Here is a 25,442-nt window from a genome sequence, read left to right on the forward strand (position 1 = left end):
GCCACCGTGCCCTGCTTGCGATCATGTCGACCGGCCAGGTATGAATAGGTTTTGAATAAGTTTTCTCGGTGAGCGGAGGCGTCATGACGGACACCCTGAACATCCGGTTCGCCGAGGGCGACGATGCGGCCCTGGCCGAGTGCTTCCGCGCCCACGGTTCCCTCATCCGCTCCTACCTTCGGCGATTCGTACCGCAGCAGGAGATCGAGGACCTTCAGCAGGTCGTGTTCGCCGAGGTCTGGCGGTCACGGCACCGCTTCGACCCGGCCCGCAGCCTCCCCGCCTGGATGCTCGGCATCGCGCACAAGCGCGCGGTCGACCGGCTTCGGATGCGCACCCTGCCTACGGTGCCGCTGGACGTGGTGGCGGATCCGGCCGGCGACGACGGCAGGGTCGACGGCGACGGCATGGCCGAGCGCGACCAGGTGCGCCGGGCGCTGGCCAAGCTGCCCGAGTCACAGCGCCAGGCGATCGAACTGGCCTACTACGGCGACCTGACCCAGCGGGAGATCGCCGAGAGGTTGAGCGTCCCGCTCGGCACGGTCAAGGCCCGTACCGCCCGCGGTCTGCGCCGCCTGTCCGACATCCTCACCCCGGCCGCGGCGTGAACGGCTGTCATGGAGCGGATCTTCGCCCACCTCCGGCTCCGCGCGCTGCTGGAGAGCGACCGGCGACCCCGGGACCCGGTGTCCTTCCACACCCGGCACAGGATGCGGCGGCCGGCCCACACCACCCCGTGGCCTACCGGCGGGCGGGGCGGGTGGTGGCTCAGACGGGCGCCAGGTGACCGTCTGAGCCTCCGGCCACCGCGGTGGTCAGCCGGGCGGATCCAGTCTCACCACCGCGAGAGAGCGGGCGGGCAGGGACAGCTCCTCTCCCCGCACCGTCGCCGACGGGTCAGAGGCGAGCAGGATGTGGCCGGGCGCGAACCGTCCTGGCCCGAGCCTGACGGTGAGCGGGACCGGACCGAGGTTGGCCGCCACCCTGAGCCCTCCCCGATGGACGACCAGCCAGGACTCGCCGTGGTCGACCCGGACCCGATCCAGCCTCGGGTCCGTCAGCTCGGGATGCGCCCGGCGCAGCGCGATCAGGGCCCGGTACCAGTCGAGGTGGGCCCGGTGGGCGTCGTCGTCCAGCTCGCTCCAGTCGAGCTTGGAGCGCAGGAACGTCAGCTCCTCGCCGGGGTCGGGGGCCTTCTCCGCCCAGTCGTCGTAGCCGAAGCCGACGAACTCCCGTCGCCGCCGGTCGGCCTCGCCCTCGCGCAGCTGCGGCTCGACGTGATCTGTGAAGAACAGGAACGGCGTGCGCGCCCCCCACTCCTCTCCCATGAACAGCATGGGGGTGAACGGCGAGGTCAGCAGGAGCCCGGCGGCCAGCCGGAGCACCCCGGGCGCCAGCCGGTCGCCCTCCGCGCGGTTGCCGATCTGGTCGTGGTTCTGCGCGCAGCAGACGAAGCGGTAGCCGGGCAGGTGGGCCGCAGACCGGCCGTGGGATCGCCCCCGAAAGGACGAGTAGGTCCCGTCGTGGTAGTAGGCGCGGGTCAACACCTTGGGCAGTGCCCCGTAGAAGTCGTCGTAGTAGCCGTGCCGCTCCCCGCTCACCGCCACGTGCAGGGCATGGTGAACGTCGTCGTTCCAGGCGGCCGCCAGGCCGTACCCCCCGGCCTCGCGGGGGGACATCAGCCGGGGGTCGTTGAGGTCGGACTCGGCGATGAGCGTCAGCGGCCTGCCCACGGCCGCTGACAACGCCTCCGTCTCGGCGGCCATCTCCTCCAGCAGGTGGACGGCCCGGTCGTCGTGCAGGGCGTGCACGGCGTCCAGTCGCAGGCCGTCGATGTGGTAGTCGCGCAGCCACTGCATCGCGTTGCCGACGAAGTAGGCACGCACCTCGTCGGAGCCGGGGCCGTCCAGGTTGACCGCCTGTCCCCAGAAGGAGGAGGCACTGGAGTGGAAGTAGGGGCCGAAGGGGGCGAGGAAGTTGCCCGAGGGGCCGAGGTGGTTGTAGACGACGTCGAGGATCACCCCGAGCCCGCGCCGATGGCAGGCGTCCACGAGGCGCTTGAGCCCGTCAGGTCCGCCGTAGTTGTCGGTGACGGCCCACAGGTCCACGCCGTCGTAGCCCCAGTTGCGCCCGCCGGGCACCGGCGGCACCGGCATGATCTCCACGAAGTCGACGCCGAGCTCCGTCAGGTGTTCCAGCCTGCCGATCGCCGCGTCGAAGGTGCCCTCGGGGGTGAAGGTGCCGATGTGCAGCTCGTAGACGACCGAGCCCGGCAGGTCACGCCCCCGCCACAGGGCGTCGCCCCACTCGAAGCGGTCGTGGTCGTAGACCCGGCTCGGGCCGAAGATCCCCTCCGGCTGCCAGCGGGTACGGGGATCGGGCAGCGCCTCGCCCCCGTCCAGCCGGAACCGGTAGTCGGTGCCGTGCCCGGCCCCGGGCACCTCCGCGAACCACCAGCCGCCGCCCGCGGACGACATCGGGTGGCGAACCTCGCCGATCTCCACGTCCACCGTCGTCGCCCGCGGTGCCCAGACCTCGAACATGGATCAGTCCCTTTCCAGAAGTGCGACGGGGTGAACCGACAGCAGATGGGCGAGCGGGATCCTGCCGGTGTGCTCGGCACCGGAGAGCAGGTCCCGCCAGGTCCCGTGCGGCAGGGTGAGCGTGCTGCTCCCCCAGCCGCCGCAACGCTCCAGGCCGACCGGCAGCCGGGTGGCCACCGTCACCGCCCGATCCCCCCGGGCGAAGGCGATCGCGTGCTCTCCGGCCTCGATCGGGACGTACGGCGCCTCGGGGTCCAGCCTCCGCCGCAGATCCAGCGCCCGGCTGGTGACCGCCAGCTTGGCCTCGTCCCATGACAGGCCCTCCGTGGCGGGACTCGGGTGCTCCTGCTCCGGGTGGGCCCGGCTCGCGTGCGCCTGCGCCGCCGAGAGCATCCGGCGGCGCAGCGGGAAGTCGACAGGACGGCGGTTGTCCGGGTCGACCAGGGAGAAGTCGGTGATCTCGTTGCCCCAGTAGAGGTCGGGCACGCCGGGCAGCATGAGCTGGACGAGCTTCTGGCCCAGCGAGTTGGACCTGGCATACGGCTCGATCCTCGCGGCGAACTCCTCGACCGAGGCGCCGCACTCCTCGATGGCCCGGGTGACGAAGTCGCGGATGCCGCGCTCGTAGGCCGGGTCGGGGGTGGCCCAGGAGATCGAGGTCTTGGCCTCGCGGGCCGCCTTGAACAGGTAGTCGAAGAACCTGTCGGGACCGATCGGCCAGGAGGCCATCAGATTCTGCCAGGCCAGGTAGTCCAGGGCCGGGTCGAAGGAGACCTTCGAGGACCACTCGCCGACCGCCGCCGCCCACTCTCCCGGAAGCTCGGACAGCACGGCCAGCCGGGCCCGTACGTCCTCTGAGCGCTTGGTGTCGTGGGTGGACAGCGTCGTCATCGTGCCCGGCGACATCCGCCGGCAGAACGCGTGGAACTCCTCGACCGGCTCGCCGAACCTGTCGGGCTCGCCGCCCACCTCGTTCAGGCAGGCCAGCGGGTACCAGCGGTAGAGGGCGGTGTCCTCCACCCCCTTGGCCATCACCGGACCGCAGGTCTGCTGGAAGCGGGTGATCGCCTCGGCGGGCCCGGCCAGCACCCGCCGGACGACCTCCGCCACCGGAGCGCCCTCGGGCAGCCGCCCCGCGGCGACCCGTCCGGCCTCCTCGACGATCTCGGCCGAGATCTCGGGCACCGGCTCGCCCGGCACCGCGTAGGCCCGGTAGACCGGCATCGCGGCGAGCAGCTCCACCAGCGTCCGGCGGTCGGAGCCGACGACGGCGTGCAACCTGTCGATCTCCGAGCCGAAGAACAGGCTCAGCACCTCCGCCTTGGACTCCCGGACGACCGCGGCGTAGCCGGCAGGCATGCCGGTCTGCCGGGTGAACAGCTCCACCAGCGGCTCCCTCCCCGACGGGTCGACGAACAGCCCGGTGATCCGGTTGAGCACCTCGTAGCCGGTGGTGCCGTCGCACTCCCAGTCCGCGGGCAACCGCTCGGAGCCGATCAGGATCTTCTCCGCAACGGTCCACACGCCCGAGACGGCGCGCAGCCGCGACAGGTAGCCGCGCGGCTCGGCGAGCCCGTCGGGGTGATCCACCCGCAGCCCCTTGATGATCCCCTCCTGGACGAGCGAGAGGATGACGGCGTGCGTGGCGTCGAACACCTCCGGGTCCTCCACCCGCAACCCGATCAGCGAGGACACGTCGAAGAACCGGCGGTAGCCGGGTCCGCGCCGCCAGTCGACCAGCCGGTAGTTCGCGTCGGGCAGCGGGAAGACATGGTCGTGGTAGCGCAGCACGTCGCCGTCGACCACCGCCTCCCCCGAGTCGCCGAGCACCGGCATGTTCACCCTGCCGTCGCCACCGGACCAGTCGATGTCGAACCAGGGCGCGTACGGTGACTTCCGCCCTTCCTTGAGCACCGACCACAGCTGCGCGTTGCCCGACTCGGGCACCGGGACCGTCATGTGGTTGGGCACGATGTCGACGACGATGCCGATCCCGTGCTGGGCGAGCGTATCCGACATCCGCCGCAGGCCCTCGATGCCGCCGAACTCCTCGCGGACGCGCGAGTGATCGGTCACGTCGTAGCCGTGCCGCGACTCCGGCACGGCCTGCAGGATCGGCGACAGGTAGACGTGGCTCACCCCCAGGTCCCGCAGGTACGGGGCCAGCTCGGCCGCCTTGTCGAACCCGAAGTCGGGGGTCAGCTGGAGCCGGTAGGTCGAGACCGGCACCTCGTACGAGCCGGGCGACGGCGGGGGCTCGGGCACCTCCTCGGGGAGCTCCACCGGATCCGGCACGTCCTCGCCGAACAGTGCCCCGGATTCCAGCAGGATCTCGTCGTGGGCGACCTGCTGCGGGATCACACCGGGCGCCGGCTCTCGCGGTACGACACCGGGCACGGGCTCGGGCGGGACCACGCCGGGCACGGGCTCGGGCGGGACCACGCCGGGCGCGGGCTCCAGGGGAGCGGGCACGGGCTCGGGCGTGGGCTGCTTGACGGGCTCAGACACGGCGCAACACCCGCACCGAGCGGCCGACCACCGGCACGCTCTCTCCGGCCCGGCAGACCCGGCTGTCAACCATGATCGGCATCGCCGTGTCGATCTCGGTCAGCCACATCTCACCGTAGTCCTTCGGAAGGGTGAACTTGATGACGTCGTGGTGGGCGTTGAACAGCAGCAGGAACGAGTCGTCGACGATCTGCCGCCCCCTGCGGTCGGGCTCGGTGATGGCCTCACCGTTCAGGAAGACGGCCAGCGACCTGGCGTAGCCAACGTTCCAGTCGGCATCGGTCATCTTCTCCCCTCTCGGAGTGAGCCAGGCGATGTCGCTGAGGTTCTCCTCCGAACCGCGTACGGGCCGCCCGTAGAAGAACCTACGCCGCCGGAAGACCGGGTGGTCGGCGCGGAGCTTGGCCAGCCGCCGGGTGAACTCGAGCAGCAGCCAGTTCTCCCTGACGTCGGACCAGTCGACCCAGCTCAGTTCGTTGTCCTGGCAGTACCCGTTGTTGTTGCCCCGCTGGGTACGGCCCAACTCGTCACCGTGGGAAATCATCGGAACGCCCTGGGACAGGAAAAGAGTGGTCAGGAAGTTGCGCTTCTGCTGCTCGCGCAGGGACTCGACGGCCAGCGAGGCTGGCCCTTCCTCACCGCAGTTCCAGGAGCGGTTGTCGTCGGTGCCGTCCCGGTTGTCCTCGCCGTTGGCCTCGTTGTGCTTGCCGTTGTAGGAGACGAGATCCTGCAGGGTGAACCCGTCGTGGCAGGTGACGAAGTTGATGGAGGCGGCGGGGCGTCGGCTGTCGTCCTGGTAGAGGTCGCTGGAGCCGGTCAGCCTGGAGGCGAACTCGGGCAGCGAGGCGGGCTCACCCCGCCACAGGTCGCGGATCGTGTCGCGGTACATGCCGTTCCACTCGGTCCACCTGGCGGGGAAGTTGCCCACCTGGTAGCCGCCGGGGCCGAGGTCCCACGGCTCGGCGATCAGCTTGACCTGCGACAGCACCGGGTCCTGCTGGACCAGGTCGAAGAAGGCGCTCAGCCGGTCGACCTCGTGCAGTTCCCGCGCCAGCGTCGCGGCCAGGTCGAACCTGAAACCGTCCACGTGCATCTCGATGACCCAGTAGCGGAGCGAATCCATGATCATTTGAAGCACGTGCGGGGAGCGCATGAACAGGCTGTTGCCGGTGCCCGTGGTGTCCAGGTAGTAGCGCTTGTCGTCGTCGACCAGGCGGTAGTAGTCGGTGTTGTCGATGCCCCGCATGCTCAGCGTCGGGCCCAGGTGGTTGCCCTCGGCCGTGTGGTTGTAGACCACGTCGAGGATGACCTCGATGTTCGCCTCGTGCAGGGCCTTGACCATGGCCTTGAACTCCAGTACCTGCCCGCCGCGCTGCCCGGTGCTGGAGTAGGCGTTGTGCGGGGCGAAGAACCCGATGCTGTTGTAGCCCCAGTAGTTCGTCAGCCCCCGATCGGCGAGGACGTGGTCGGTGACGAACTGGTGTACCGGCATGAGCTCGATCGCCGTCACCCCGAGGGCGGTCAGGTGATCGATGATCTCCGGATGCCCGATCGCCGCGTAGGTGCCGCGGATCCGCTCGGGGATCTTCGGATGATTGATCGTCAGACCCTTGACGTGCGCCTCGTAGATCACCGTGTTGTGGTACGGCGTGCTCGGCGGCCGATCGTGCCCCCACCCGAAGAACGGATTGATCACGATGGAGTGCGGCATGAACGGGGCCGAGTCGTCGTCGTTACGGCTCTCCGGATCACCGAAGCGGTAGCCGTACACCGCCTCGTCCCAGTTCACCTCCCCCTCGATCGCCTTGGCGTACGGGTCGAGCAGGAGCTTGGCCGGATTGCACCGCTGCCCCCTCCGCGGATCGTACGGGCCGTGCACGCGGTAGCCGTACCGCTGTCCCGGACCGACGCCGGGCAGGTATCCGTGCCAGACGAAACCCTCGCATTCGGTGAAGTTGACCCGCGTCTCCCGGTTCTCCTCGTCGAACAGGCACAGCTCGACGCGTTCGGCGACCTCGGTGAAAAGCGCGAAGTTGGTCCCCGCGCCGTCGTAGGTGGCCCCGAGAGGATAGGGATCACCCGGCCAGATCTCGATCATTACACCGCCCTTCAGCGGTGAACAAATATGCCCTGTTTCAGCCGGGACATGCGCACATTTTCACTCCTGTAACAGTGATCTCGGAGTTACCCGGCGGTATGCGGCGACGAGCCCGGGTCAGGTCGGCCGAAGCGCACCGGCCAGCGCGCGGAGCGCGGGTTCGTACACGCGCAGCCCCGCCGCTGCGGCGAACGCCTCCGCCGCCCGCAGATGGGCCCCGGCCCGCTCCTCGTCACCGTCGAGCAGGGCCAGCCGGGCCAGGCACAGGTCGGTCAGCGACCAGCCCAGCAGCCGGCCCGTGTTCGGGGCGAGCCTGCGGTACAGGACCTTCCCCGCGGCCTCGTCGCCGAGCGCCGCGCAGATCTCACTGACGGCGTCCGGTACGAACCGGTAGGCCAGCTCGGGGCCGAGTGCCGCGAAGCCGTCGCGGGCGAGTTCGGCGAAGGCCTCCCGCGCCTCGTCCGTCCTGCCCAGGTCGATCAGGGCCAGGCAGCGCAGGATCCGCCAGGGGCTCTGCCCTGGGCGGTGGGCGAGCATCTCACCGGACAGCGCGAGCGCCTCGCCCGCCTCGCCCGCCGCCCGCAGGGAGAGGAAGCGGAACGTCTCCCGCCGCAGCAGCGCGTCGCCCCGGCCCAGCGCCCCCTCCGGGTGTGCCGTGCCGGACGCGTCGGCCTCGGCGAGCGCGTCGGCGAACCGTCCGGCCAGGTAGGCGTGGACCGCGCGCTGCCAGGCGGCCAGGCTGACCATCGAGGGGAGCCTGAGCCTTTCCGCGCTCTCCCGCAGCCAGGCCAGCGACTCCGCGGCCGGCCCGGCGGCGCCCTGGGCGTTCAGCTCGACGTACTCGCTCTCCCTGCCGATCCACTCGGTGGCCAGGTCGCCGGTGCGGCGGCCGATGTCCACGATCTCGGCGACGACCGCCCGCCGGTGGTCGTGGTCGTGGCCGGAGCGCAGCAGGATCTCCAGGGCGATCAGCGTCCTGGACAGGGTCTGGTCCTCCCCGGTGCGTCGGGCCAGCCGCACCGCCTCCTCCGCCATCTGCACACTCTGCTCGACGGGCCGCAGGGTGGAGCCGGTCAGCGCGGCGGCGGCGAGCAGCTGGGCCCGCCACGGCGAGTCCCCGGCGAGGTCGGAGGCGAGCACCCGGTCGATGCGCCCGGCCAGCCTGTCGATGCCGGTCATCTCCTCGTACATGGCCAGATAGATCGGGTTGGAGAACCCCAGCACCGCCCTGGCCAGCCGGTTGTCGTCGCCGAGCTCCTCGGCGAGCTGCGCGGTGGCCTCCAGTGAGGCGCGGGCCGCGCCGCTCATCCCCGCGGCCGCCTGCGCCTCGGCCAGGTCCAGCAGGAGGTCGCAGCGGAGCCCGTTGTCGGGCCCGGGCAGCCAGTCGATCATCGCGATCGCCCGTTCCAGGCTTTCCGCCGCGTCCTCGTGGGCGAACTGCGCGGTCGCCTGGGCCGCCGCGCGCCGGGTGTAGCCGATGGCCCTGCCCGCCATCGCGGGGGTCAGCAGGCCCTCTCGGTAGTGGTGGGCGATCTCGGTCAGCCGCGTCCCGTTCCGCTCCTCAAGCACCTCGGCGATCCGTGCGTGCAGTCTCCTGCGACGCAGCGGCGGCAGCGCCTCACGCAGCACGTCACGGACGATGTCGTGCACGAACCGGCAGCTCGGCCCCTCCCCCTCGACCAGCAGCCGGGCCCCCACGGCGGCGTCGACGATGTCGAGCACCCGCCCCTCGGGCAGCTCCGCCACGCGCGTCAGGATGTCGGTCGCCGCCTCTCTGCCCAGCAGCGCCGCGACGGTCAGCACCTCCTCGGTGTCGGGCGGCAGGTGGGCCATCCGGCCGCGCACCACGTCCGAGAGCGCCTCGGGGGTCTCCCCCAGCTGCAGCACCTCGCCCAGGAAGAACGGGTTGCCCGCGGTCAGCCTGCCCATCTCCGCCGCCCGGCCGGGGTCGGCGCCGGCCCGTCCCAGATACTCGCGGATCTCCTCATCTGCCAGGCCGCGCAGCAGGAGCCGCCGCACGTGCGGCAGCCGGCGCAGCACGCCGAGGGTGTGCTCCAGCGGCTCGCCGGGGCGTACGTCGGTGTCGCGGTACGTGGCCACGACCGTCAGCTCCGGGCAGAGCCGGGTGGAGGCCAGGAACTCCAGCAGCCGCAGCGACGAGGTGTCCGCCCACTGGAGGTCGTCGAGGACCACCAGCACCCGGCCGTGCTCGTTCAGCAGCCGGGCGAACGCCTCGTACAACGCAAACCGCCCAGACTGCCCTCTTTGCCCCGCTTGCCCGGTTCGCTCGGCCCACCCTTCCTTCCCGATCCGCCCGATCTGCCCGCCTCCGGCCTGCCCGGCTCCGCTCCCGGTCCCGGTCCCGCCTTCGATCTGCCCGGTTTCGCTCCCTGCTCCGGTCCCGGTTCCGGCTCTGGCGAGTTGCGCCAGTTCGCCATCCCTGCCGACCAGGTCCTGCACCGCCTGCGTCCAGGGCCAGTAGGGTGGCGCGCCGGTGCCGTCCCAGCAACGGCCCCACACCACCCGCCGGCCCCGCGCCCGCGCGACGTCGGCCGCGTGCTCGGCGAGGCTGGTCTTGCCGATGCCAGGCTCCCCGGCGAGCAGCACCACCCGGTGCCCGTCCCCGGAGACCGCCCGCGCCAGCACCCCTGCCTCCGCCCCCCGGCCCACCAGTCCGGTGCCCTTCTCCTGCCCGGCCGGCTCCGCCGCCGCTTCCCCGGCACCCGTCGTCTCCGCCGTACCGGCCTTCTCCGCCGTATTGGCCGCCTCCGTATTGGCCGCCTCCGTCACGGCGGCCGTCTTCCCCGCGTCGGCCGCACCCGCCGCCGCGCCCACCTCCGCCGTACGCCTGGGCCTCAGCTCGGGATCCTGGCCGAGGATGCGCCGCTCCATCTCCCTCGACCAGGGGTCGGGGTCCAGTCCAAGATCCTCCATCAGCACCCGGCGCCCCTCGGCGAGCAGGCCGAGCGCGTCCGCCTGCCGTCCCGCCTGGTAGAGCGCGTGGGCGGCGAGCGCCCGCAGCCGCTCCCTGAACGGATGGGCACCGACCAGCTTGGCCAGCCCGGCCGTCACCGACGCCCCCCGGCCGAGCGCGAGCTCCGCCTCGGCCAGGTCCTCCTCGATCGTCAGTCGCAGCTCGACCAGGTGCGCGCTCTCCTCCGCCGCCCAGGAGGAGCCCGGGAGATCCTCAAGCGGGTCCCCGCTCCACTCCCCCAGGGCCAGCCGCAGCTCCCGCACCGCCCCCTCGTGGTCACCCGCCGCGCCCAGGCTCCTGCCCCCGGCCACGTGTCCCCGTACCCTGCCCAGGTCGATCGCGGTTTCGGGGACGTCCAGGACATATCCTCCCGGCCTGCTGGTCAGGACCTTCGGGGGCACCTCCCTCGGCCTGCCCGGCTCGAAGACACGGCGGAGCTTGGAGACGTACGCCTGCACGGTGTTGAGCGCCCCCGGAGGGGGATCGCCCTCCCAGAGCGCGTCGATCATCCGGTTCGGCCCAACCGGCCGCGGGGCCGAAAGGACGCACATGGCCAGCACCAGCCGCTGCTGATAGGGGCCGATGTCCACCGCCACCCCACCATCGGCGATCACCCCGACCGGGCCAAGCACACGAAAATCCATCCGGCCACCTCGCTCGCGAACTGCGCCGATAGTAACCTTTCGTACCACCTGTCCCGTCCAACTCGTGACGGCGCCGAGGCGTGCATCCCCGCATATCCTCAACCGGACGCGTTAACCTCCGTCCAGACCACCCATCAGGGGCCCTGGTGGACTGCCGGAAAAACAACGGAGCTCTGGTCGCCGCCCTCCCCGGGCAGCGGCCCTTCTTTACGAGTAGAGGACATGAGGAAATGGGTGGATTCAAGAAGTTCCTACTGAGAGGGAACCTCGTCGAGCTGGCCGTGGCGGTCGTGGTCGGGGCGACCTTCAGCGGGCTGGTGCAGGCTCTGGTCAAGGACCTCATCACGCCGTTGATCGGGGCGATCACCGGCGGCCGGGAACCAGACTTCTCGGAGTACGTGTTCACGGTCAACGGCGCCCAGTTCATGTACGGCGACTTCATCAACCACCTGCTGAGCTTCCTGATCATCGCCGCGGTCATCTACTGGCTCGTCGTGATGCCGATGACCCGGCTGATCGGCTTCTTCGACCGGGACAAGGAGGCCACCGAGAAGCAGTGCCCGGAGTGCCTCAGCGACATCCCGATCGCCGCCAGGCGCTGCGCGTTCTGCACCGCGGTGCTGTCGCAGGTCCCCCTCGCCGACCAGCCCTCGGCGTAGGTACCCTCTCCTCCAGCGCTGTACGACCGGCTACGGCGAGGCCAAGCGCAAGGCGGTGTTAGCTCGGCGTAGGTGCCCTCTCCTTCAGGGCTGTACGACCTTCCGGTCCGCCGGAAGAATCCTTCGGAGGACAATGGGGGCGTGAGCTTCGAACTGGCCGTCTGGCACGAGCCCAAGCCGATCACCAGGGAACACGCGGAGGACGTCTTCCAGACGTTCCGCCACGGGAAGTCGCATGGCGTGAGCCTTCGCCCCGAAGAGCCGGGCGCCTCCCTCTCCGGGGAGCAGGAGCCCGCGGAGACCCACCCGGGGGTGGTGGCGTTCGTCGAGCGGCTTCCCGAGGCCGAGCCGCTCTCCGCGGACTTCGCCCTGGTCACCGTGGACCTGGAACGGGCCGACGAGGTGGCGGCCGAGGTCTTCGCCCTGGCCGCCGAGTGCGGGCTGGTCTGCTACGACCCACAGCGCGGCCTGGTGCACAACCTGTCTCCGCGTGGCGTCTATCCCACCATGGAGATGCGTACCGGCGACGGGATGATCGTGGTCGCCCCTGATCTGGGGCTCATCTCCGACGCGCTCGCCACCATGTCCCCGCAGAACCCGTTCACGGCGCTGGTCGTCTTCGGCGAGCACTTCGTCCAGAGTTCCCCGGAGATCTCGGGCTACGAACTGGAGTACAAGGACAGCGTCCGGGACCGGATGTTCCGCACTCACATTCCCGACCTGGAGGCGGTTCAGACCGCTTTCATCGAGTACGCCACTGGAGAGCGCGCCTTTCTGGAGCGTCACGACTGGCGTCTAGTCTGACTTTTCCGGGTGCGGATTGTTTGCGGTTGTTCGCTGTGCCCGCTGCGGTGGGCGGGTGTTCCGGCCGGCCGTCTCAGTGACCGTCTGGTGATTTCGGCCTCCGGCCTGCTCGGGCGCGGTGGTTGCGGGCTCTTTTTACGCCGGCCGGAACACCCGCCCACCTCCGCTGCACGTGCTTCGGCCGTACGGCGTGCAGGCCGTAGCCGCTCGCTTTCCGGCCGCCCAGATAACGCACCGTCGCTGAAGCGTCGCTTGAGGATCGTCCGGAGCTGGTCACCGTAGCTGAAGCGCGACCGCATGACCCAGTCCAGGGCCGGGCGCCGTAAATCGTGCTACCGCTGTTTTCTCCCCTGCCTCTACCTCTCCTCGGCTGTTTTCCAACCTCAGCCTGGGCTGTTTTCTTTTCAGTGGCATTCGCCCATTGCGGCGTGCGTCTGGGCGGGGGACATGGGTGGGGCGGGGAGGGGGTGGGCAGCGGTGGCGCGTAGGCCGTCGAGGGTCAGGGCGAGGTGCCGCCGCCAGACTCCGGGAGCGACGCGGAACGTCGCGCGTACGGTCGCCGCGACCCCCCAGATCACGAACGCCATGTCGGCCAGCGTGACATCGTCCCGCAGGGTGCCCGACTCCTGGGTGCGCTCGATGATCTGCTGCATCAGCGCGTATCCCGTGTCCGTGCCAGCTGTTCCTCCGCGTATGGCGAGGTCGTTGTAGCCAAGGTCGGCCGCCTGTAGCTCGCACACGCCGGTGATGAACGCGACGAATCCCTCCCAGGCGTCGTCCATCGCGAGCGACCGCTCGGCCAGCTCGGCGACGGTCGCCACCCGGTCCTCGAATACCGCTTCCACCAGCTCGGTACGCGTGGGGAAGCGGTTGTACAGCGTCCCGATGCTCACCCCCGCCGTACGCGCGATCTCTTCGAGCGGCACGTCGAGTCCCCGGTCGGCGAAGAGGCTCCTGGCCGCCCGCAGGAGGCGCTCACGGTTGTGGAGGGCGTCCTTGCGCATGCTCGAAAGCCTAGCTAAGTTGAGGTGAATCTCAACTTGAGGAAGGCCTCAACTTATGCGGCGGACGATCGTGATCACCGGCGGCACGGACGGCATCGGCAAGGCCCTCACCCGGCACTACGCCGAGCAGGGCGACCTGGTCATCGCCGTGGGCAGCGGCGAGGTGGGCGGGCGGCGCCTGCGGGAGGAGGCACCCGCGGCCCGCTTCGTCCAGGCGGATCTCAGTTCCATCAGGCAGACACGCGACCTGATCCGGGAGCTCCGTGACGAGCATCCGGTGATCGATGCACTGGTGCTCGGGGCCTTCAGGTACAACCCGACGAGGATCGAGACACCGGAGGGCTTCGAGCACACCTTCGCCCTGTACGTGATCAACCGCTGGCTCATGGCCGAGGGCCTGCGCGAATCACTGGAAAAGGCGCGAACACCTGTGATCGTCAATCTGTGCGGGGTCGGGGGCATCCCCGCGGGAAAGATCCACTGGAATGATCCGCAACTGACCGAGGGGTATCGGCCTTTCAGAGCGACCATGCAGGGCGCCAGGGCCGTCGAGTTGCTGGGCATGGCCTACGCCGGCGAGCGGACGAGCTACGTGCTCTACAACCCGCTGTTCGTGGCGACAGGGATGTTCAAACCCTTCCGGCAACCGGTACGCGGCCTCGTCCGGCTGATGTCGGCGATGTTCGCTCAACCGGCGGCCAGGGCGGTACCCCCGATCGCCGCCCTCATCGACCGTCCGCCGACCGGCCCGCTCACCGCCTACCGGAAGGGCAGGCCCGTCGAGCTCACCATGGATCGCGACCTGGCGCTGAGATTCGAGAAGACCCTCCACACGATGGCATCGTCACCCCCCGAATGATCCAGACATTCCGGATTCTCGACCTCCCCACAATCGGCTACCGGTAGCCGTTCGGCGACGGCCCAACCTTGGACTGGTTACGGCGCCCGGCCCTGGACTGGGTCATGCAGGCGCGCTTCAGCTACGGTGATCGGCCCTGATCGGCTCCTCAAGGGACGCTTCAGCGACGGTGCGTTATCTGGGCGGCCGGAAAGCGAGCGGCTACGGCCTGCACGCCCTACGGCCAGAGCACGTGCAGCGGAGGTGGGCGGGTGTTCCGGCCGGCGTAAAAAGAGCCCGCAACCACCGCGCCCGAGCAGGCCGGAGGCCGAAATCACCAGACGGTCACTGAGACGGCCGGCCGGAACACCCGCCCACCGCAGCGGGCACAGCGAACAACCCGGGTACGGCTCTCAGGGAAAAGGGCCGTACCCGAGCCGGTCAGCCGCGGGTGTCGGCGAGCAGGGCGTTCAGCACCAGGTCAGGGTGGTCGCGCATGACGCCGCGCATCCGCCACTCGTCGGTGAACAGCGCCAGCAGGGCCCCGTCCAGCGAGCGGGCGAAGACCTCCACCCCACGCTGGCGGGCCAGGATCGGCGCCGACTCGGCGTCGGTGAGCCTGGCGATGCCGAAGTCGAGCCGGTCCATCAGGATCTCGGTGTTGAACTCGGTGGCCATCCGGTGCTTGACCACGTCGAACTGCATCGGGCCCACCGCGGCGAGCACCGGCGACTGGTCGCCTCTGACGTCGGAGCGGAGCACCTGGACCACGCCCTCGGCGTCGAGCTGCTCGATGCCCTTGCGGAACTGCTTGGAACGGCTGGAGTCGCGGACCCTGGCCGTGGAGAAGTGCTCGGGGGCGAAGCTCGGGATCTTCGGGAACTCGACGGGCGAGCCGTCGTACAGCGTGTCGCCGGGACGCAGGGCGCTGGCGTTCACCAGTCCGACCACGTCGCCGGGGTAGGCCTCGTCGATCGTGGCGCGTTCCTGGCCGAAGACCGACTGGGCGTACTTGGTGGCGAACGGGCGGGCGGTGGCCGCGTGGACGAGCACCATGCCGCGCTCGAACCTGCCGGAGCAGACCCGGACGAAGGCGATCCGGTCGCGGTGCGAGGGGTCCATGTTGGCCTGCACCTTGAAGACCAGGCCGGAGAACGGCTCCTCCAGCGGGCGCGGGTCGTCGTCGACGTCCGGGCGGGGCGCGGGGGCGGGGGCGATGTCGACCATGGCGTCCAGCAGCCGGCCGACGCCGAAGTTGGACAGCGCGGCCCCGAACAGCACCGGGGTGGACTCGTGCGCCTCGAAGGTCTTCTGGTCGTGGTCGGCGCCGATCGCGGAGAGCAGGTCGATCTCGTCCTTGGCCCGCTCCCAGTCGCCGCCCAGCTCGGTCAGGGCCTGCTCGGCGTTCAGGTCGGTCTCGATGGCCTTGGTGGCACCACCGGGGGTGCGGGTGTAGCGGACGATCCGGTCGGCGGCGCGGTCGGCCACCCCGTGGAAGAAGCCGCCGGTGCCGATCGGCCAGGTGATCGGCGTGGGCTTCAGGCCGGTCTTCTCCTCGATCTCGTCCAGCAGTTCCAGGGCCTCGCGGCCCGGCCGGTCCCACTTGTTGACGAACGTGATGACGGGGATGCGGCGGTGCCGGCAGACCTCGAACAGCTTCAGCGTCTGCGGCTCCATGCCCTTGGCCGCGTCGAGCAGCATGACCGCGCAGTCGACGGCGGCCAGCACCCGGTAGGTGTCCTCGGAGAAGTCCGCGTGACCCGGGGTGTCGACCAGGTTGAACATGTGGCCGCGGTATTCGAACCTGAGCGCGGCGGAGGTGATGGAGATGCCTCTGGCCTTCTCCATCTCCATCCAGTCGGAGGTCACCCCGCGCCGCCCGGACTTGCCGTGCACCGCGCCCGCCTGGCTGATCGCGGAGGCGTGCAGCGCCAGCGCCTCGGTCATGGTCGACTTGCCCGCGTCGGGGTGGCTGATCACCGCGAACGTGCGGCGACGTGCCGCCTCCTGCATGATCGCGGTCATTCCTGATCTCCTAGCGGTGCGTAAAGTGGGGGACTACGGGCACAGTGCGGAGGCACTGAGGAGGCACTGAGTGGCCACTGAAACAGCTTACGCGCCACCACCGCTGTCAACAGATGTGGCAACACTTCCCCAGGCCGCTTGCGCCACCATGGTGTTAAGTGGATCGTGGAACATCTCGGTTCGCCCTAGGCCCATCCCAACTGTCCGAAAGCGGCTCAGCTCGTGCAACTCGACGATCTAGTGATGTGCAGATGATCACGCTGCGCTATGCGGCAGGGTCCGATGTCGGCCGGATCCGGCAAGGCAACGAGGACGCCGCCTACGCCGGCGCCCGGCTTCTCGCCGTCGCCGACGGAATGGGCGGTCACGTGGGCGGGGAGGTCGCCAGCTCGGCGGCCATCGCCATCGTGGCGTCCCTGGACCAGGAATGCCCGGGCGACCTCGCCTCCGCCGCCGAGGCCGGGGTCCGCAAGGCCAACCAGCGCCTGCGCGAGCTGGTCGCCGAAGACCCGTCGCTCACCGGCATGGGGACCACCCTGACCCTGATGCTCTGGAACGGCTCGCGCGTCGCCCTCGCCCACATCGGCGACTCTCGCGCCTACCTGCTCCGCAACGGCGACCTCTATCAGATCACCTACGACCACACCCTGGTCCAGACGCTGATGGACGACGGCCGGATCACCGCCGAGGAGGCCGCCCGCCACCCGCACCGGTCGATCCTGCTTCAGGTCCTCGACGGCAACGAGAACCTCGAACTCGACCTCTCCCTACGGGACGCCGAGGTCGGCGACCGCTACCTGCTCTGCTCCGACGGGTTGTCGGGGGTGGTCGAGGCCGAGCGGCTCCGCCAGGTGCTCGCCGAGGTCGACGACCTTCAGGAGGTCACCCGGCAGCTGATCGCGCTCGCCTGCGAGGCCGGAGGGCCTGACAACATCACCTGCGTGGTCGCCGACGTGGTCGAAGGGGAGATCACCGACAACCCGGTGGTGGTCGGCTCGGCCGTCCCCTCATAGGCGCGCACAGAGCCCGGTGCGGGCCGTCCGCTCGTGGCCGATCACCGCTCGTGCGGGCAGGCCACGGCAGCGAGGCCCGCCTCCGCTCCCCGGCTCCCTCGTGCCCTCGGGCGATTCCCACCCCGCCCGCGCATCGGCCCCCGGAGAACCCGCAGGTAGAGAGTTTAATACGAATATTTCTCCAATTTGGGAACTATTCCCTTTAATCAATCTTTACCTGTATATAGTCGCTTACGCGCGCTCGGGGGAGCGCGATCCGGTACGCCAGCAGGGGGACCTCACACGCCGATGGGCCAGTTCGTCGATGCCGCGCTGTCTTTTCCGACCGTCCTGTTCACGTTCCTGCTCCTGGTGATCATCGCGTACTGGGTGCTCGTCGTGTTCGGTCTGTTCGGTTTCGACGGCGACGCCGGCGACGGCTCCGAAACCGCGGGAGCCACCGGCCTCCTGAGCGGTCTGGGACTCGGCGGGGTCCCGGCCGCACTGGTCGTCTCGCTGCTGGTCGTCGTCGCCTGGTTCGCGAGCCTCGTGGGCGGCGCGCTGTTCACCGGCACCCCCGCCCTGGTGGCGGTACTGATCGCGGCGCTGATCTGCGCCTGGGCATGCACGCGCCTCATCGTGCTGCCACTGCGACGTCTCATCCCGAAGGAGCGCGTCCCCTCCCGCGCCGACTTCGTGGGCCGTGCGTGCGTCATCCGCACGAGCCGGGTCGGCACTGATTTCGGCCAGGCCGAGGTCACCGCCCCGGACGGCTCCTCCGCGCTCGTTCAAGTGCGTCAGACCGGCGACGACGCCTTCGCCGCCGGAAGCACCGCCCTGATATTCGCCTATGACTCCCCGGGCGAGTTCTTCTGGGTGATGCCGTACGCCGCGGAACTCGACCCTGATCGTCCTATTTAACCGAGGGACCATTTTGGACGTCATCTCCACCGGACTCGGCATCTTCCTCGCCGTCGTCCTCCTCGTCGTCGTCGGCCTGCTCATCATGATCAGCCGCCTGTTCAACAAGGTCGAGCAAGGCAAGGCCCTGATCGTCTCGAAGATCAACAAGGTGGACGTCACCTTCACCGGGGCCATCGTGCTGCCCATCTTCCACAAGTCGGAGCTGATGGACATCTCGGTGAAGACCATCGAGATCGCCCGGACCGGCCGTGAGGGTCTGATCTGCCGCGACAACATCCGTGCCGACATCCGCATCACCTTCTTCGTCCGGGTCAACAAGACCGTCGAGGACGTGGTGAAGGTCGCCCAGGCCATCGGCACCGCGCGGGCGAGCGACCAGGAGACGCTGCAGGAGCTGTTCAACGCCAAGTTCTCCGAGGCGCTCAAGACGGTCGGCAAGCAGCTCGACTTCGTGGACCTCTACACCCAGCGTGACCGGTTCCGCGACGAGATCATCCAGGTCATCGGCACCGACCTCAACGGCTACAGCCTTGAGGACGCGGCCATCGACTACCTGGAGCAGACCTCGCTGATGTCCCTGGACAGGAACAACATCCTCGACGCGCAGGGCATCAGGAAGATCACCGAGCTGACCGCCATCGAGCACGTGCGGACCAACGAGTTCCAGCGGCGCGAGGAGAAGGAGATCACCCGCCAGAACGTGGACGCGCGGGAGGCCATCCTGGAGCTGGAGCGCCGCCAGGCCGACGCGGAGATCAAGCAGAAGCGCGAGGTGGAGACCATGCGCGCCCGCGAGGAGGCGGAGACCGCCAAGGTCCAGGCCGAGGAGCGGCTCAAGGCACACGCCGCGAATCTCCGTACCGACGAGCAGCTCGGCGTCCAGCAGGAGAACCAGGCCCGCGAGATCGCGGTGGCGGCGAAGAACCGTGAGCGGGTCCTCGCCATCGAGACCGAGCGGATCGAGAAGGACCGCCTGCTGGAGGTCATCGCCCGCGAGCGCGAGACCGAGCTGTCGCGCATCTCCAAGGACAAGGAGCTGGAGGGCGAGAAGCGCTCCATCGCCGAGGTGATCCGCGAGCGGATCGTGGTGGAGAAGACGGTCGCCGAGCAGGAGGAGAGCATCAAGCGCCTGCGGGTGGTCGAGGAGGCCGAGCGGACCCGCCAGGCCGTGATCATCCAGGCCGAGGCCGAGGCGCAGGAGAGCCTGGTCAAGGACATCAAGGCGGCCGAGGCCTCCGAGGCCGCGTCCAAGCACAAGGCGCGCGAGGCGCTGGTGCTGGCCGAGTCCCGGCAGCAGGCCGCCGAGCTCGACGCCCGCGCCAAGATCCGCCTCGCCGAGGGCGTCCAGGCCGAGATGGCCGCCGTCGGCCTGGCCGAGGTGCAGGTGCGCGAGCGGGACGCCGCGGCGATCGAGAAGGTCGGCCGCGCCGAGGCCGCCGTCGAGCGGGAGAAGGCGCTGGCCGTCGCCGAGGGCGATCAGGCCAAGGCGCACGCCGTGGCCACCGCGGTACGCGAAAAGCTGAAGGCGGAGGCCGAGGGCGAGCAGGCCATGGCACTGGCCGCCGCCGCGACGGTCGGTGAGAAGCTCAAGGCCGAGGCCGAGGGTCTCACCGAGAAGGCCGCGGCGATGGCCGCGCTCACCGACGCGACCCGCGCCCACGAGGAGTACCGCCTGCGGCTGGAGGCCGAGAAGGAGATCCGCCTCGCCGGGGTGAACGTGCAGCTCAAGATCGCCGAGGCGCAGGCCTCCGTGGTGTCGGCCGGCCTGTCCAAGGCCAACATCGACATCGTCGGCGGCGACACCGTGTTCTTCGACAAGCTGATGAGCTCGATCACCATGGGCAAGGCCGTGGACGGCTTCCTGGAGCACTCCGACGTCGCCCAGAGCCTGGCCGGGCCGTACCTGAACGGCTCGGCGAGCATCCCCGCCGACCTGGGCAGGGTCCTCGGCTCGATCGACACCGCCGACGTGCGGAACCTCTCGCTGTCCGCGCTGCTGGTGAAACTGATCAAGGATGGCGGTCCCGACGCCGACAGGCTCCGCGGCCTGCTGAGCGAGGCCCATGCCGCGGCCACCGGCACCGAGGTCCCGGTCGCCGCGCTCAACTCCGCCGGCAAGTGACGTCCTCCACGGCGGAGGCCGTCACCGACGCCCCCGGCGCGGAGGGGGCGGGACTGGACGCGGGCACCTACGAGGTGCTCCGCGCCCGGCTGGCCGAGCAGGCCGCCGAGCTGGCCAGGCAGGCCGACGCGCTCAACGCCGAGCGCCTGGCGGTGTTCGGCGGGGCCGAGCTGCGCCTGATCGGCACCGAGCGGATACGCACCGAGAACAACTGCGTGCCACGCGACATCGTGTCGGTCGGCGGGCTCATGCTCTTCGGCTACAACGTGTTCATCGGGTTGAAGCCGGAGACGGCCGTCGCGGACGTCTTCTCCATGCACACGTTCGTCAGGAACCCGGCGGAGGGGGAAGGCGGCGCGTTCCGGTTCGATCCCGCGCCGATGTTCCGCGACCCGCGCTTCGAACGGGACTTCGCCGAGCTCTACCGGTACTACCGGGAGACCAGGCTGCTCCAGCTCCGCCGCGTCGAGGACAGGCTGCTGGCCGTCTTCCAGACCGGCCCGCAGGACACCCGGGTGCTGCGCTGGCAGGTCGGGACGGACGGCACGCTCACCTACATCGACGACCGGGGGGAGCGCGACCACACGTTCCCGCCCTCGCACGACTTCGAGTGGACTCCCGCCACCCGCGACGACCACGTGCTCGGCCGCCACCCGCACATCTCGATCGAGGGCGAGGTGTTCGTCGAGACCGTCGGCGGCGACCTCACCATCAAGATCGAGAACAACACCGAGAGCGGCGAGGGCATCTACCGCGAGCCCGTCGCCGAGCCGCTGCAGAGCCTCGCCGACGCGGAGGTCCAGCACACCAGGATCGGCCCGCTGATCCTGCTGCGGGTGCGGCCGTACAAGGAGCCCGAGTGGCGGCACCTGGTCTTCAACACCCGGACCAAGGGCGTGGTCCGTCTCGACGGCATCGGGCAGGCGTGCCAGCGCCTGCCCGAGGACCAGGGGATCATCTTCCCCGGCGGCTACTACCTGTCCACCGGGATCAGCAAGACCTTCGACACCGACGTGTCCGAGTTGGAGTTCGAGCGGGTCATCCGCTCCCCCAACGGCGAGGACGTGCTCTACGTCTTCCACGCCCGCGCCGAGGGGCGCTCGCTGCTGCTGCCGTACAACGTGATCCGCAAGCAGGTGGCGAATCCGCTCTCCTGCCACGGCTACTCGCTGTTCGACGACGGCACGCTGGTCGTTTTCAGGGCCACCTCCGACGAGCCCACCCGCGTCCACCCGATGCAGGTCTGGCAGACGGCGTACCAGTCGGACCTCTACGCCGCCGGCCGTCCGGCCGGCACCGGACCGCTGGAGCGGATCGGTAACGCGGAGCTGGTCCGGGGCATCTCCGACTGCCTCTCGGTGGCCAGGATGGTCGATGAGATGGCGCCGTCGATCCCGGTCTTCGAGGCGCTGATCGCCTCCTGCGTCCGGGCCTTCGACCACTACCACTGGCTGGGCGAGCACCGGCTGCGCGGCCCGCTCGCCGACGTGCGGGCCACCGCCGAGCAGGTGCTGGACGAGTTCGAGAACGTCCAGTCGCTCACCCGTCAGGCCGCCGAGGCGCTGGAGGCCGCCGCCGCCGACATCGCCGCGCTCGTACGGCACGCACGCGGCGAGGCGCCCAGGTCCGCCCAGGGCTGGGTCGACCGGCTGTCGGAGCTGCGCCAGTCCCAGGGGCACCTGGTGACCCTGCGCGAGCTGCGCCACGTCGACGTCGCCAGGATCGACGCGCTCGACGCGGAACTGGCGGCCGAGCTGGACAGCACCGCGCAGCGCGCCGCGGGCTTCCTTCGGGGCGAGGACGCCTTCGCCGGATACCACGCGGAGGTCGAGCGGCTGGTCTCCGACGCGGGCGCCATCGCGACAGTGGCCGAGGCCGGGCCGATCGGCGAGCGGCTGGAGCGGCAGGCGCGGGGGCTGGAGATCGTGGTCGAGGTGGTCGGCACGCTCGACATCGCCGACGCCACCGTGCGGACCGCCATCCTGGAACGGGTCGGCGAGGTGCTCGGCGGTGTCAACCGCGCCCGCGCCACGCTGGACGCCCGGCGCGGGGAGCTGCTGGCCGGTGAGGGCCGGGCCGCCTTCGCCGCCGAGTACGCCCTGCTGGGGCAGGCGATCACCGGGGCACTGGCGATGTCCGACACCCCCGAGCGCTGCGACGAGCAGCTGGGCCGGCTGATGCTCCAGCTGGAGAACCTGGAGTCGCGCTTCGCCGAGTTCGACGACTTCCTGGGGCAGCTGACCGCCAAGCGGGAGGACGTCTACGAGGCGTTCTCCTCGCGCCGCCAGGCGTTGCTCGACGAGCGGGCCCGCCGCGCCGACCGGCTGGCCGACTCCGCGACCCGGATCCTGTCGAGCGTACGGCGCCGCCTGGCCGGGCTGAAGTCGCTGGACGAGGTCAACACCTACTTCGGGTCCGACCCGATGGTGCTCAAGCTCAAGGGCGTGGCCGGGGAACTGCGCGCGCTGGGCGACCAGGTCCGCGCCGAGGAGCTCGAAGGCCGGATCAAGTCGGCCCGCCAGGAGGCGGGCCGCGCCCTGCGCGACCGGCTCGACCTTTACACAGACGGCGGCGAGACCATCCGGCTCGGCCGCCACCTGTTCGCGGTCAACACCCAGCCGGCCGACCTGACCCTGGTCCCGTACGAAGGCCGGATGGCGTTCGCCGTCACCGGGACCGACTACCGCTCCCCGGTGCTCGACGCGGCCTTCGAGGAGACCCGGCCGTTCTGGAACCAGCTGACGGTCTCGGAGTCGCCGGAGGTCTACCGGGGCGAGCACCTGGCCGCCTCCATCCTGGCCGCCGCCGAATCCGGCGCTCTGGCCCTGGGGGCCTCCGGAACCTCGGGCACCCCGGGCACCCCGGCCTCGGGCGAGCGCCGGATCTCGCTGGACGCGCTACACGAGGCCGCGGTGGCCGACGGCGAGCTGCTGGAGATCGTCCGCCGGGTGGCGGAGACCCGCTACGACGAGGGCTACGAGCGGGGCGTCCACGACCACGACGCCACCGCGATCCTCCAGGCCGCGCTCCGCCTGCACGCGGGCGCGGGACTGCTCCGCTACCCACCGGCGGCGCGGGCCGCCGCCCAGCTCTTCTGGGCCTTCGGCACCGACGAGGCCGCCCGCGCGACCTGGACCACCCGGGCGACGTCGCTGGCGCGGGCACGGGCCCTGTTCGGCCAGGTGGAGGCGGTGCGGGAGACCCGCGCCGCCCTCGGCTCGGCGATCGCGTCCTTCGTCCGGGGCCTTCACGGCCATCCGGAGGGCCCGACGGGTGCGCTCGCCGTGGCCGCCGCGAGCACCGCCGGGGCGACCGGGACCCGCGTACGGGAAGACGAGGGCGTCTCCGAACTGGCCGGGGAGTATCTCTTCGAGGAACTGGCGAGCAAGCCGTTCGGGTTCGTGACGAGCGCGGGGGCGCGGTCGCTGCTCGACCGGTTCGACCGGGCGCTCGGGCCCGCGCGCCAGGAGTTCGAGGACGACCTGCGAGCGCTTGGTGACGACCTCCCCGGGCGTCACCGCCTGGCCGAGGCATGGCTGTCCGCCTTCGACGCCTCGGCCCCGGCCGCCGGCCTGAGCTCGGGACCGGGCCTGGTGTCGGCCTCGGGACCAGGCCTGGTGTCGGCCTCCGGATCGGAGCCGGGCGCGGGGCGTGCCTCGGGGGCCGGATCGGCGGAGCTGGTGGAGGCGGTGGCCGTACTGCTGTGCGAGGTGGCGCGGCACGACTCGTCGGCGGCGCTGACCGCCACGGTCGAGGGGCTGCTCGGCGCGCACCCCCGGATCTCCGGGCGCGCGATCCAGCTGCGGCTGGACGAGTTCCTGGCCAGGAGCCGGCACTTCCGCGACCACCGTGTCCCCGCGTACCGCGCCTACCAGAAGCGGCGCAACGAGCTGGTCGCGGCCGAGCGGGCGCGGCTGCGTCTTGAGGAGTTCCAGCCGAAGGTGATGACCGCCTTCGTCCGCAACCAGCTGCTCGACGAGGTCTACCTGCCGCTGATCGGCGACAACCTGGCCAAGCAGCTCGGCGCGGCCGGTGACGCCAAGCGGACCGACCAGATGGGCATGCTGCTGCTCATCTCCCCGCCGGGCTACGGCAAGACCACCCTGATGGAGTACGTGGCCAACCGGCTCGGGCTGATCTTCGTCAAGGTCAACGGCCCGGCTCTGGGCCACCTGGTGACCTCGGTGGACCCGGCGCAGGCACCCGACGCCACGGCACGGCAGGAGATCGAGAAGATCTCCTTCGCGCTGGAGATGGGCAACAACGTGCTGCTCTACCTGGACGACATCCAGCACACCTCCCCGGAGCTGTTGCAGAAGTTCATCTCGCTGTGCGACGGCCAGCGCCGGATGGAGGGCGTCTGGGAGGGCCGGACCCGCACCTACGACCTGCGCGGCAAGCGCTTCGCGGTCTGCATGGCGGGCAACCCGTACACCGAGTCGGGCAAGCGCTTCCGCATCCCCGACATGCTCGCCAACCGAGCCGATGTGTGGAACCTCGGCGACGTGCTGTCGGGGCGGGACGAGCTGTTCGCGCTGAGCTACATCGACAACGCGCTGACCTCGAACCCGGTCCTGTCCCCGCTGTCCACCCGCGATCGAGGCGACATCCGCCTGCTGGTACGGCTGGCGCGGGGCGACTCCGGGGTCCGGGCCGACCAGCTCTCCCACCCGTACTCCTCGGTGGAGCTGGAGCAGGTCCTCGCGGTGCTGCGCAAGCTGCTCCGGGTCCAGAAGGTGGTGCTGGCCAACAACCAGGCGTACATCGCCTCGGCCGCCCAGTCGGACGCCTCGCGGACCGAGCCTCCTTACCAGCTGCAGGGCTCGTACCGGAACATGAACAAGCTCGCGGCCCGGGTCGTCCCGGTGATGAACGACGCCGAACTGGAGGCGGTGATCAACGATCACTACCTCGGCGAGGCCCAGACCCTCACCTCCGGCGCCGAGGCCAACCTGCTCAAACTCGCCGAACTACGCGGCACCCTGACCCCGGTGCAGGCCGCGCGGTGGGCGGAGGTGAAGACGGCCTACCTGCGATCCCAGGCCCTGGGCGGCGCCGAGGACGACCCGATGACCCGCGCGGTCGGCGCGGTCGGCCTGCTGGCCGACCGGGTGAGCACCGCCATCGAACACGCCGCCGACCGGCTCTCCCCCGAACCATAAAACCCGCTCACGGGGGCCCAGGGCGGAAAGGGGCGCTTTGACCCCCCTTTCCGCCCTTACCTCTGTGAAACGGAACAATGTCGCCCAGCTGACCGACGGACCGACTCCACCCGGGGCTGGACCGGTGGCTGGACCGGTGGCTGCC

14 protein-coding genes are annotated in these 25,442 nt (G+C 70.3%); 8 read left to right on the forward strand and 6 right to left on the reverse strand.

The genetic code is table 11. The annotated features are described in order from the left end of the window. Positions 1-83 precede the first annotated feature (83 nt). Positions 84-608 (forward strand): sigma-70 family RNA polymerase sigma factor, encoded by a 525-nt coding sequence (locus OIE13_RS23715; protein WP_326636441.1) that lies wholly within the window; start codon positions 84-86, stop codon positions 606-608. Positions 609-815: 207 nt separating this feature from the next. Here OIE13_RS23715 and treZ read toward each other — a convergent pair whose 3' ends face one another. The 4 genes from treZ to OIE13_RS23735 form a co-directional block, all read right to left on the reverse strand. Then, positions 816-2,543 (reverse strand): malto-oligosyltrehalose trehalohydrolase, encoded by a 1,728-nt coding sequence (gene treZ / locus OIE13_RS23720; RefSeq protein WP_326828770.1) that lies wholly within the window; start codon positions 2,541-2,543, stop codon positions 816-818. A gap of 3 nt (positions 2,544-2,546) precedes the next feature. Further along, positions 2,547-5,051, reverse strand: coding sequence for a malto-oligosyltrehalose synthase (treY, locus tag OIE13_RS23725; protein WP_326828771.1), 2,505 nt, complete (start codon positions 5,049-5,051; stop codon positions 2,547-2,549). Further along, a complete protein-coding gene (gene glgX / locus OIE13_RS23730) occupies positions 5,044-7,149 on the reverse strand; it encodes a glycogen debranching protein GlgX (protein ID WP_326828772.1) in 2,106 nt (701 codons plus the stop codon). Before glgX ends, treY begins: the two co-directional genes overlap by 8 nt. A gap of 117 nt (positions 7,150-7,266) precedes the next feature. After that, a complete protein-coding gene (locus tag OIE13_RS23735) occupies positions 7,267-10,767 on the reverse strand; it encodes a BTAD domain-containing putative transcriptional regulator (protein WP_326828773.1) in 3,501 nt (1,166 codons plus the stop codon). A gap of 230 nt (positions 10,768-10,997) precedes the next feature. Between OIE13_RS23735 and mscL the strand changes: the two genes are divergently transcribed. Further along, a complete protein-coding gene (mscL, locus tag OIE13_RS23740) occupies positions 10,998-11,426 on the forward strand; it encodes a large conductance mechanosensitive channel protein MscL (protein ID WP_326636430.1) in 429 nt (142 codons plus the stop codon). A 141-nt stretch (positions 11,427-11,567) separates the two neighbouring features. Beyond that, positions 11,568-12,230 (forward strand): hypothetical protein, encoded by a 663-nt coding sequence (locus OIE13_RS23745; protein ID WP_326636428.1) that lies wholly within the window; start codon positions 11,568-11,570, stop codon positions 12,228-12,230. 404 nt (positions 12,231-12,634) lie between these two features. On the opposite strand, the gene OIE13_RS23750 is transcribed toward OIE13_RS23745, so the two are convergent. Further along, on the reverse strand, positions 12,635-13,234 hold the full coding sequence (locus OIE13_RS23750; RefSeq protein ID WP_326636426.1) for a TetR/AcrR family transcriptional regulator: 600 nt from the start codon (positions 13,232-13,234) through the stop codon (positions 12,635-12,637). 55 nt (positions 13,235-13,289) lie between these two features. Between OIE13_RS23750 and OIE13_RS23755 the strand changes: the two genes are divergently transcribed. Next, positions 13,290-14,093, forward strand: a complete 804-nt coding sequence (locus OIE13_RS23755) for an SDR family NAD(P)-dependent oxidoreductase (protein ID WP_326636424.1) — start codon at positions 13,290-13,292, stop codon at positions 14,091-14,093. Between the two features lie 420 nt (positions 14,094-14,513). On the opposite strand, the gene OIE13_RS23760 is transcribed toward OIE13_RS23755, so the two are convergent. Continuing rightward, positions 14,514-16,097: a peptide chain release factor 3 gene (locus OIE13_RS23760; protein WP_326828775.1), complete on the reverse strand. Its 1,584-nt coding sequence runs from the start codon at positions 16,095-16,097 to the stop codon at positions 14,514-14,516. A gap of 251 nt (positions 16,098-16,348) precedes the next feature. Between OIE13_RS23760 and OIE13_RS23765 the strand changes: the two genes are divergently transcribed. From OIE13_RS23765 to OIE13_RS23780, 4 genes are all read left to right on the forward strand, one after another. Then, on the forward strand, positions 16,349-17,110 hold the full coding sequence (locus OIE13_RS23765; protein WP_326636421.1) for a PP2C family protein-serine/threonine phosphatase: 762 nt from the start codon (positions 16,349-16,351) through the stop codon (positions 17,108-17,110). A 288-nt stretch (positions 17,111-17,398) separates the two neighbouring features. Then, positions 17,399-18,010, forward strand: coding sequence for a hypothetical protein (locus tag OIE13_RS23770; protein ID WP_326636420.1), 612 nt, complete (start codon positions 17,399-17,401; stop codon positions 18,008-18,010). A gap of 13 nt (positions 18,011-18,023) precedes the next feature. Continuing rightward, complete coding sequence (locus OIE13_RS23775) at positions 18,024-20,135, forward strand: flotillin family protein (RefSeq protein WP_326636419.1); 2,112 nt, start codon at positions 18,024-18,026, stop codon at positions 20,133-20,135. Further along, on the forward strand, positions 20,132-25,297 hold the full coding sequence (locus OIE13_RS23780; protein ID WP_326828776.1) for a DNA repair ATPase: 5,166 nt from the start codon (positions 20,132-20,134) through the stop codon (positions 25,295-25,297). The genes OIE13_RS23775 and OIE13_RS23780 overlap by 4 nt, the downstream gene beginning before the upstream one ends. Positions 25,298-25,442 lie beyond the last annotated feature (145 nt).

Source organism: Streptosporangium sp. NBC_01810 (assembly GCF_035917355.1).
Classification (GTDB): domain Bacteria; phylum Actinomycetota; class Actinomycetes; order Streptosporangiales; family Streptosporangiaceae; genus Streptosporangium.

Bases quoted from the DNA above. Each gene is read 5' to 3' on its own strand.
- OIE13_RS23765 (WP_326636421.1), top strand. From the start codon at position 16,349: ATGATCACGCTGCGCTATGCGGCAGGGTCCGATGTCGGCCGGATCCGG.
- OIE13_RS23760 (WP_326828775.1), bottom strand. From the start codon at position 16,097: ATGACCGCGATCATGCAGGAGGCGGCACGTCGCCGCACGTTCGCGGTG.
- glgX (WP_326828772.1), bottom strand. From the start codon at position 7,149: ATGATCGAGATCTGGCCGGGTGATCCCTATCCTCTCGGGGCCACCTAC.
- OIE13_RS23735 (WP_326828773.1), bottom strand. From the start codon at position 10,767: ATGGATTTTCGTGTGCTTGGCCCGGTCGGGGTGATCGCCGATGGTGGG.
- OIE13_RS23715 (WP_326636441.1), top strand. From the start codon at position 84: ATGACGGACACCCTGAACATCCGGTTCGCCGAGGGCGACGATGCGGCC.
- OIE13_RS23755 (WP_326636424.1), top strand. From the start codon at position 13,290: ATGCGGCGGACGATCGTGATCACCGGCGGCACGGACGGCATCGGCAAG.
- OIE13_RS23770 (WP_326636420.1), top strand. From the start codon at position 17,399: ATGGGCCAGTTCGTCGATGCCGCGCTGTCTTTTCCGACCGTCCTGTTC.
- mscL (WP_326636430.1), top strand. From the start codon at position 10,998: ATGGGTGGATTCAAGAAGTTCCTACTGAGAGGGAACCTCGTCGAGCTG.
- OIE13_RS23750 (WP_326636426.1), bottom strand. From the start codon at position 13,234: ATGCGCAAGGACGCCCTCCACAACCGTGAGCGCCTCCTGCGGGCGGCC.
- treZ (WP_326828770.1), bottom strand. From the start codon at position 2,543: ATGTTCGAGGTCTGGGCACCGCGGGCGACGACGGTGGACGTGGAGATC.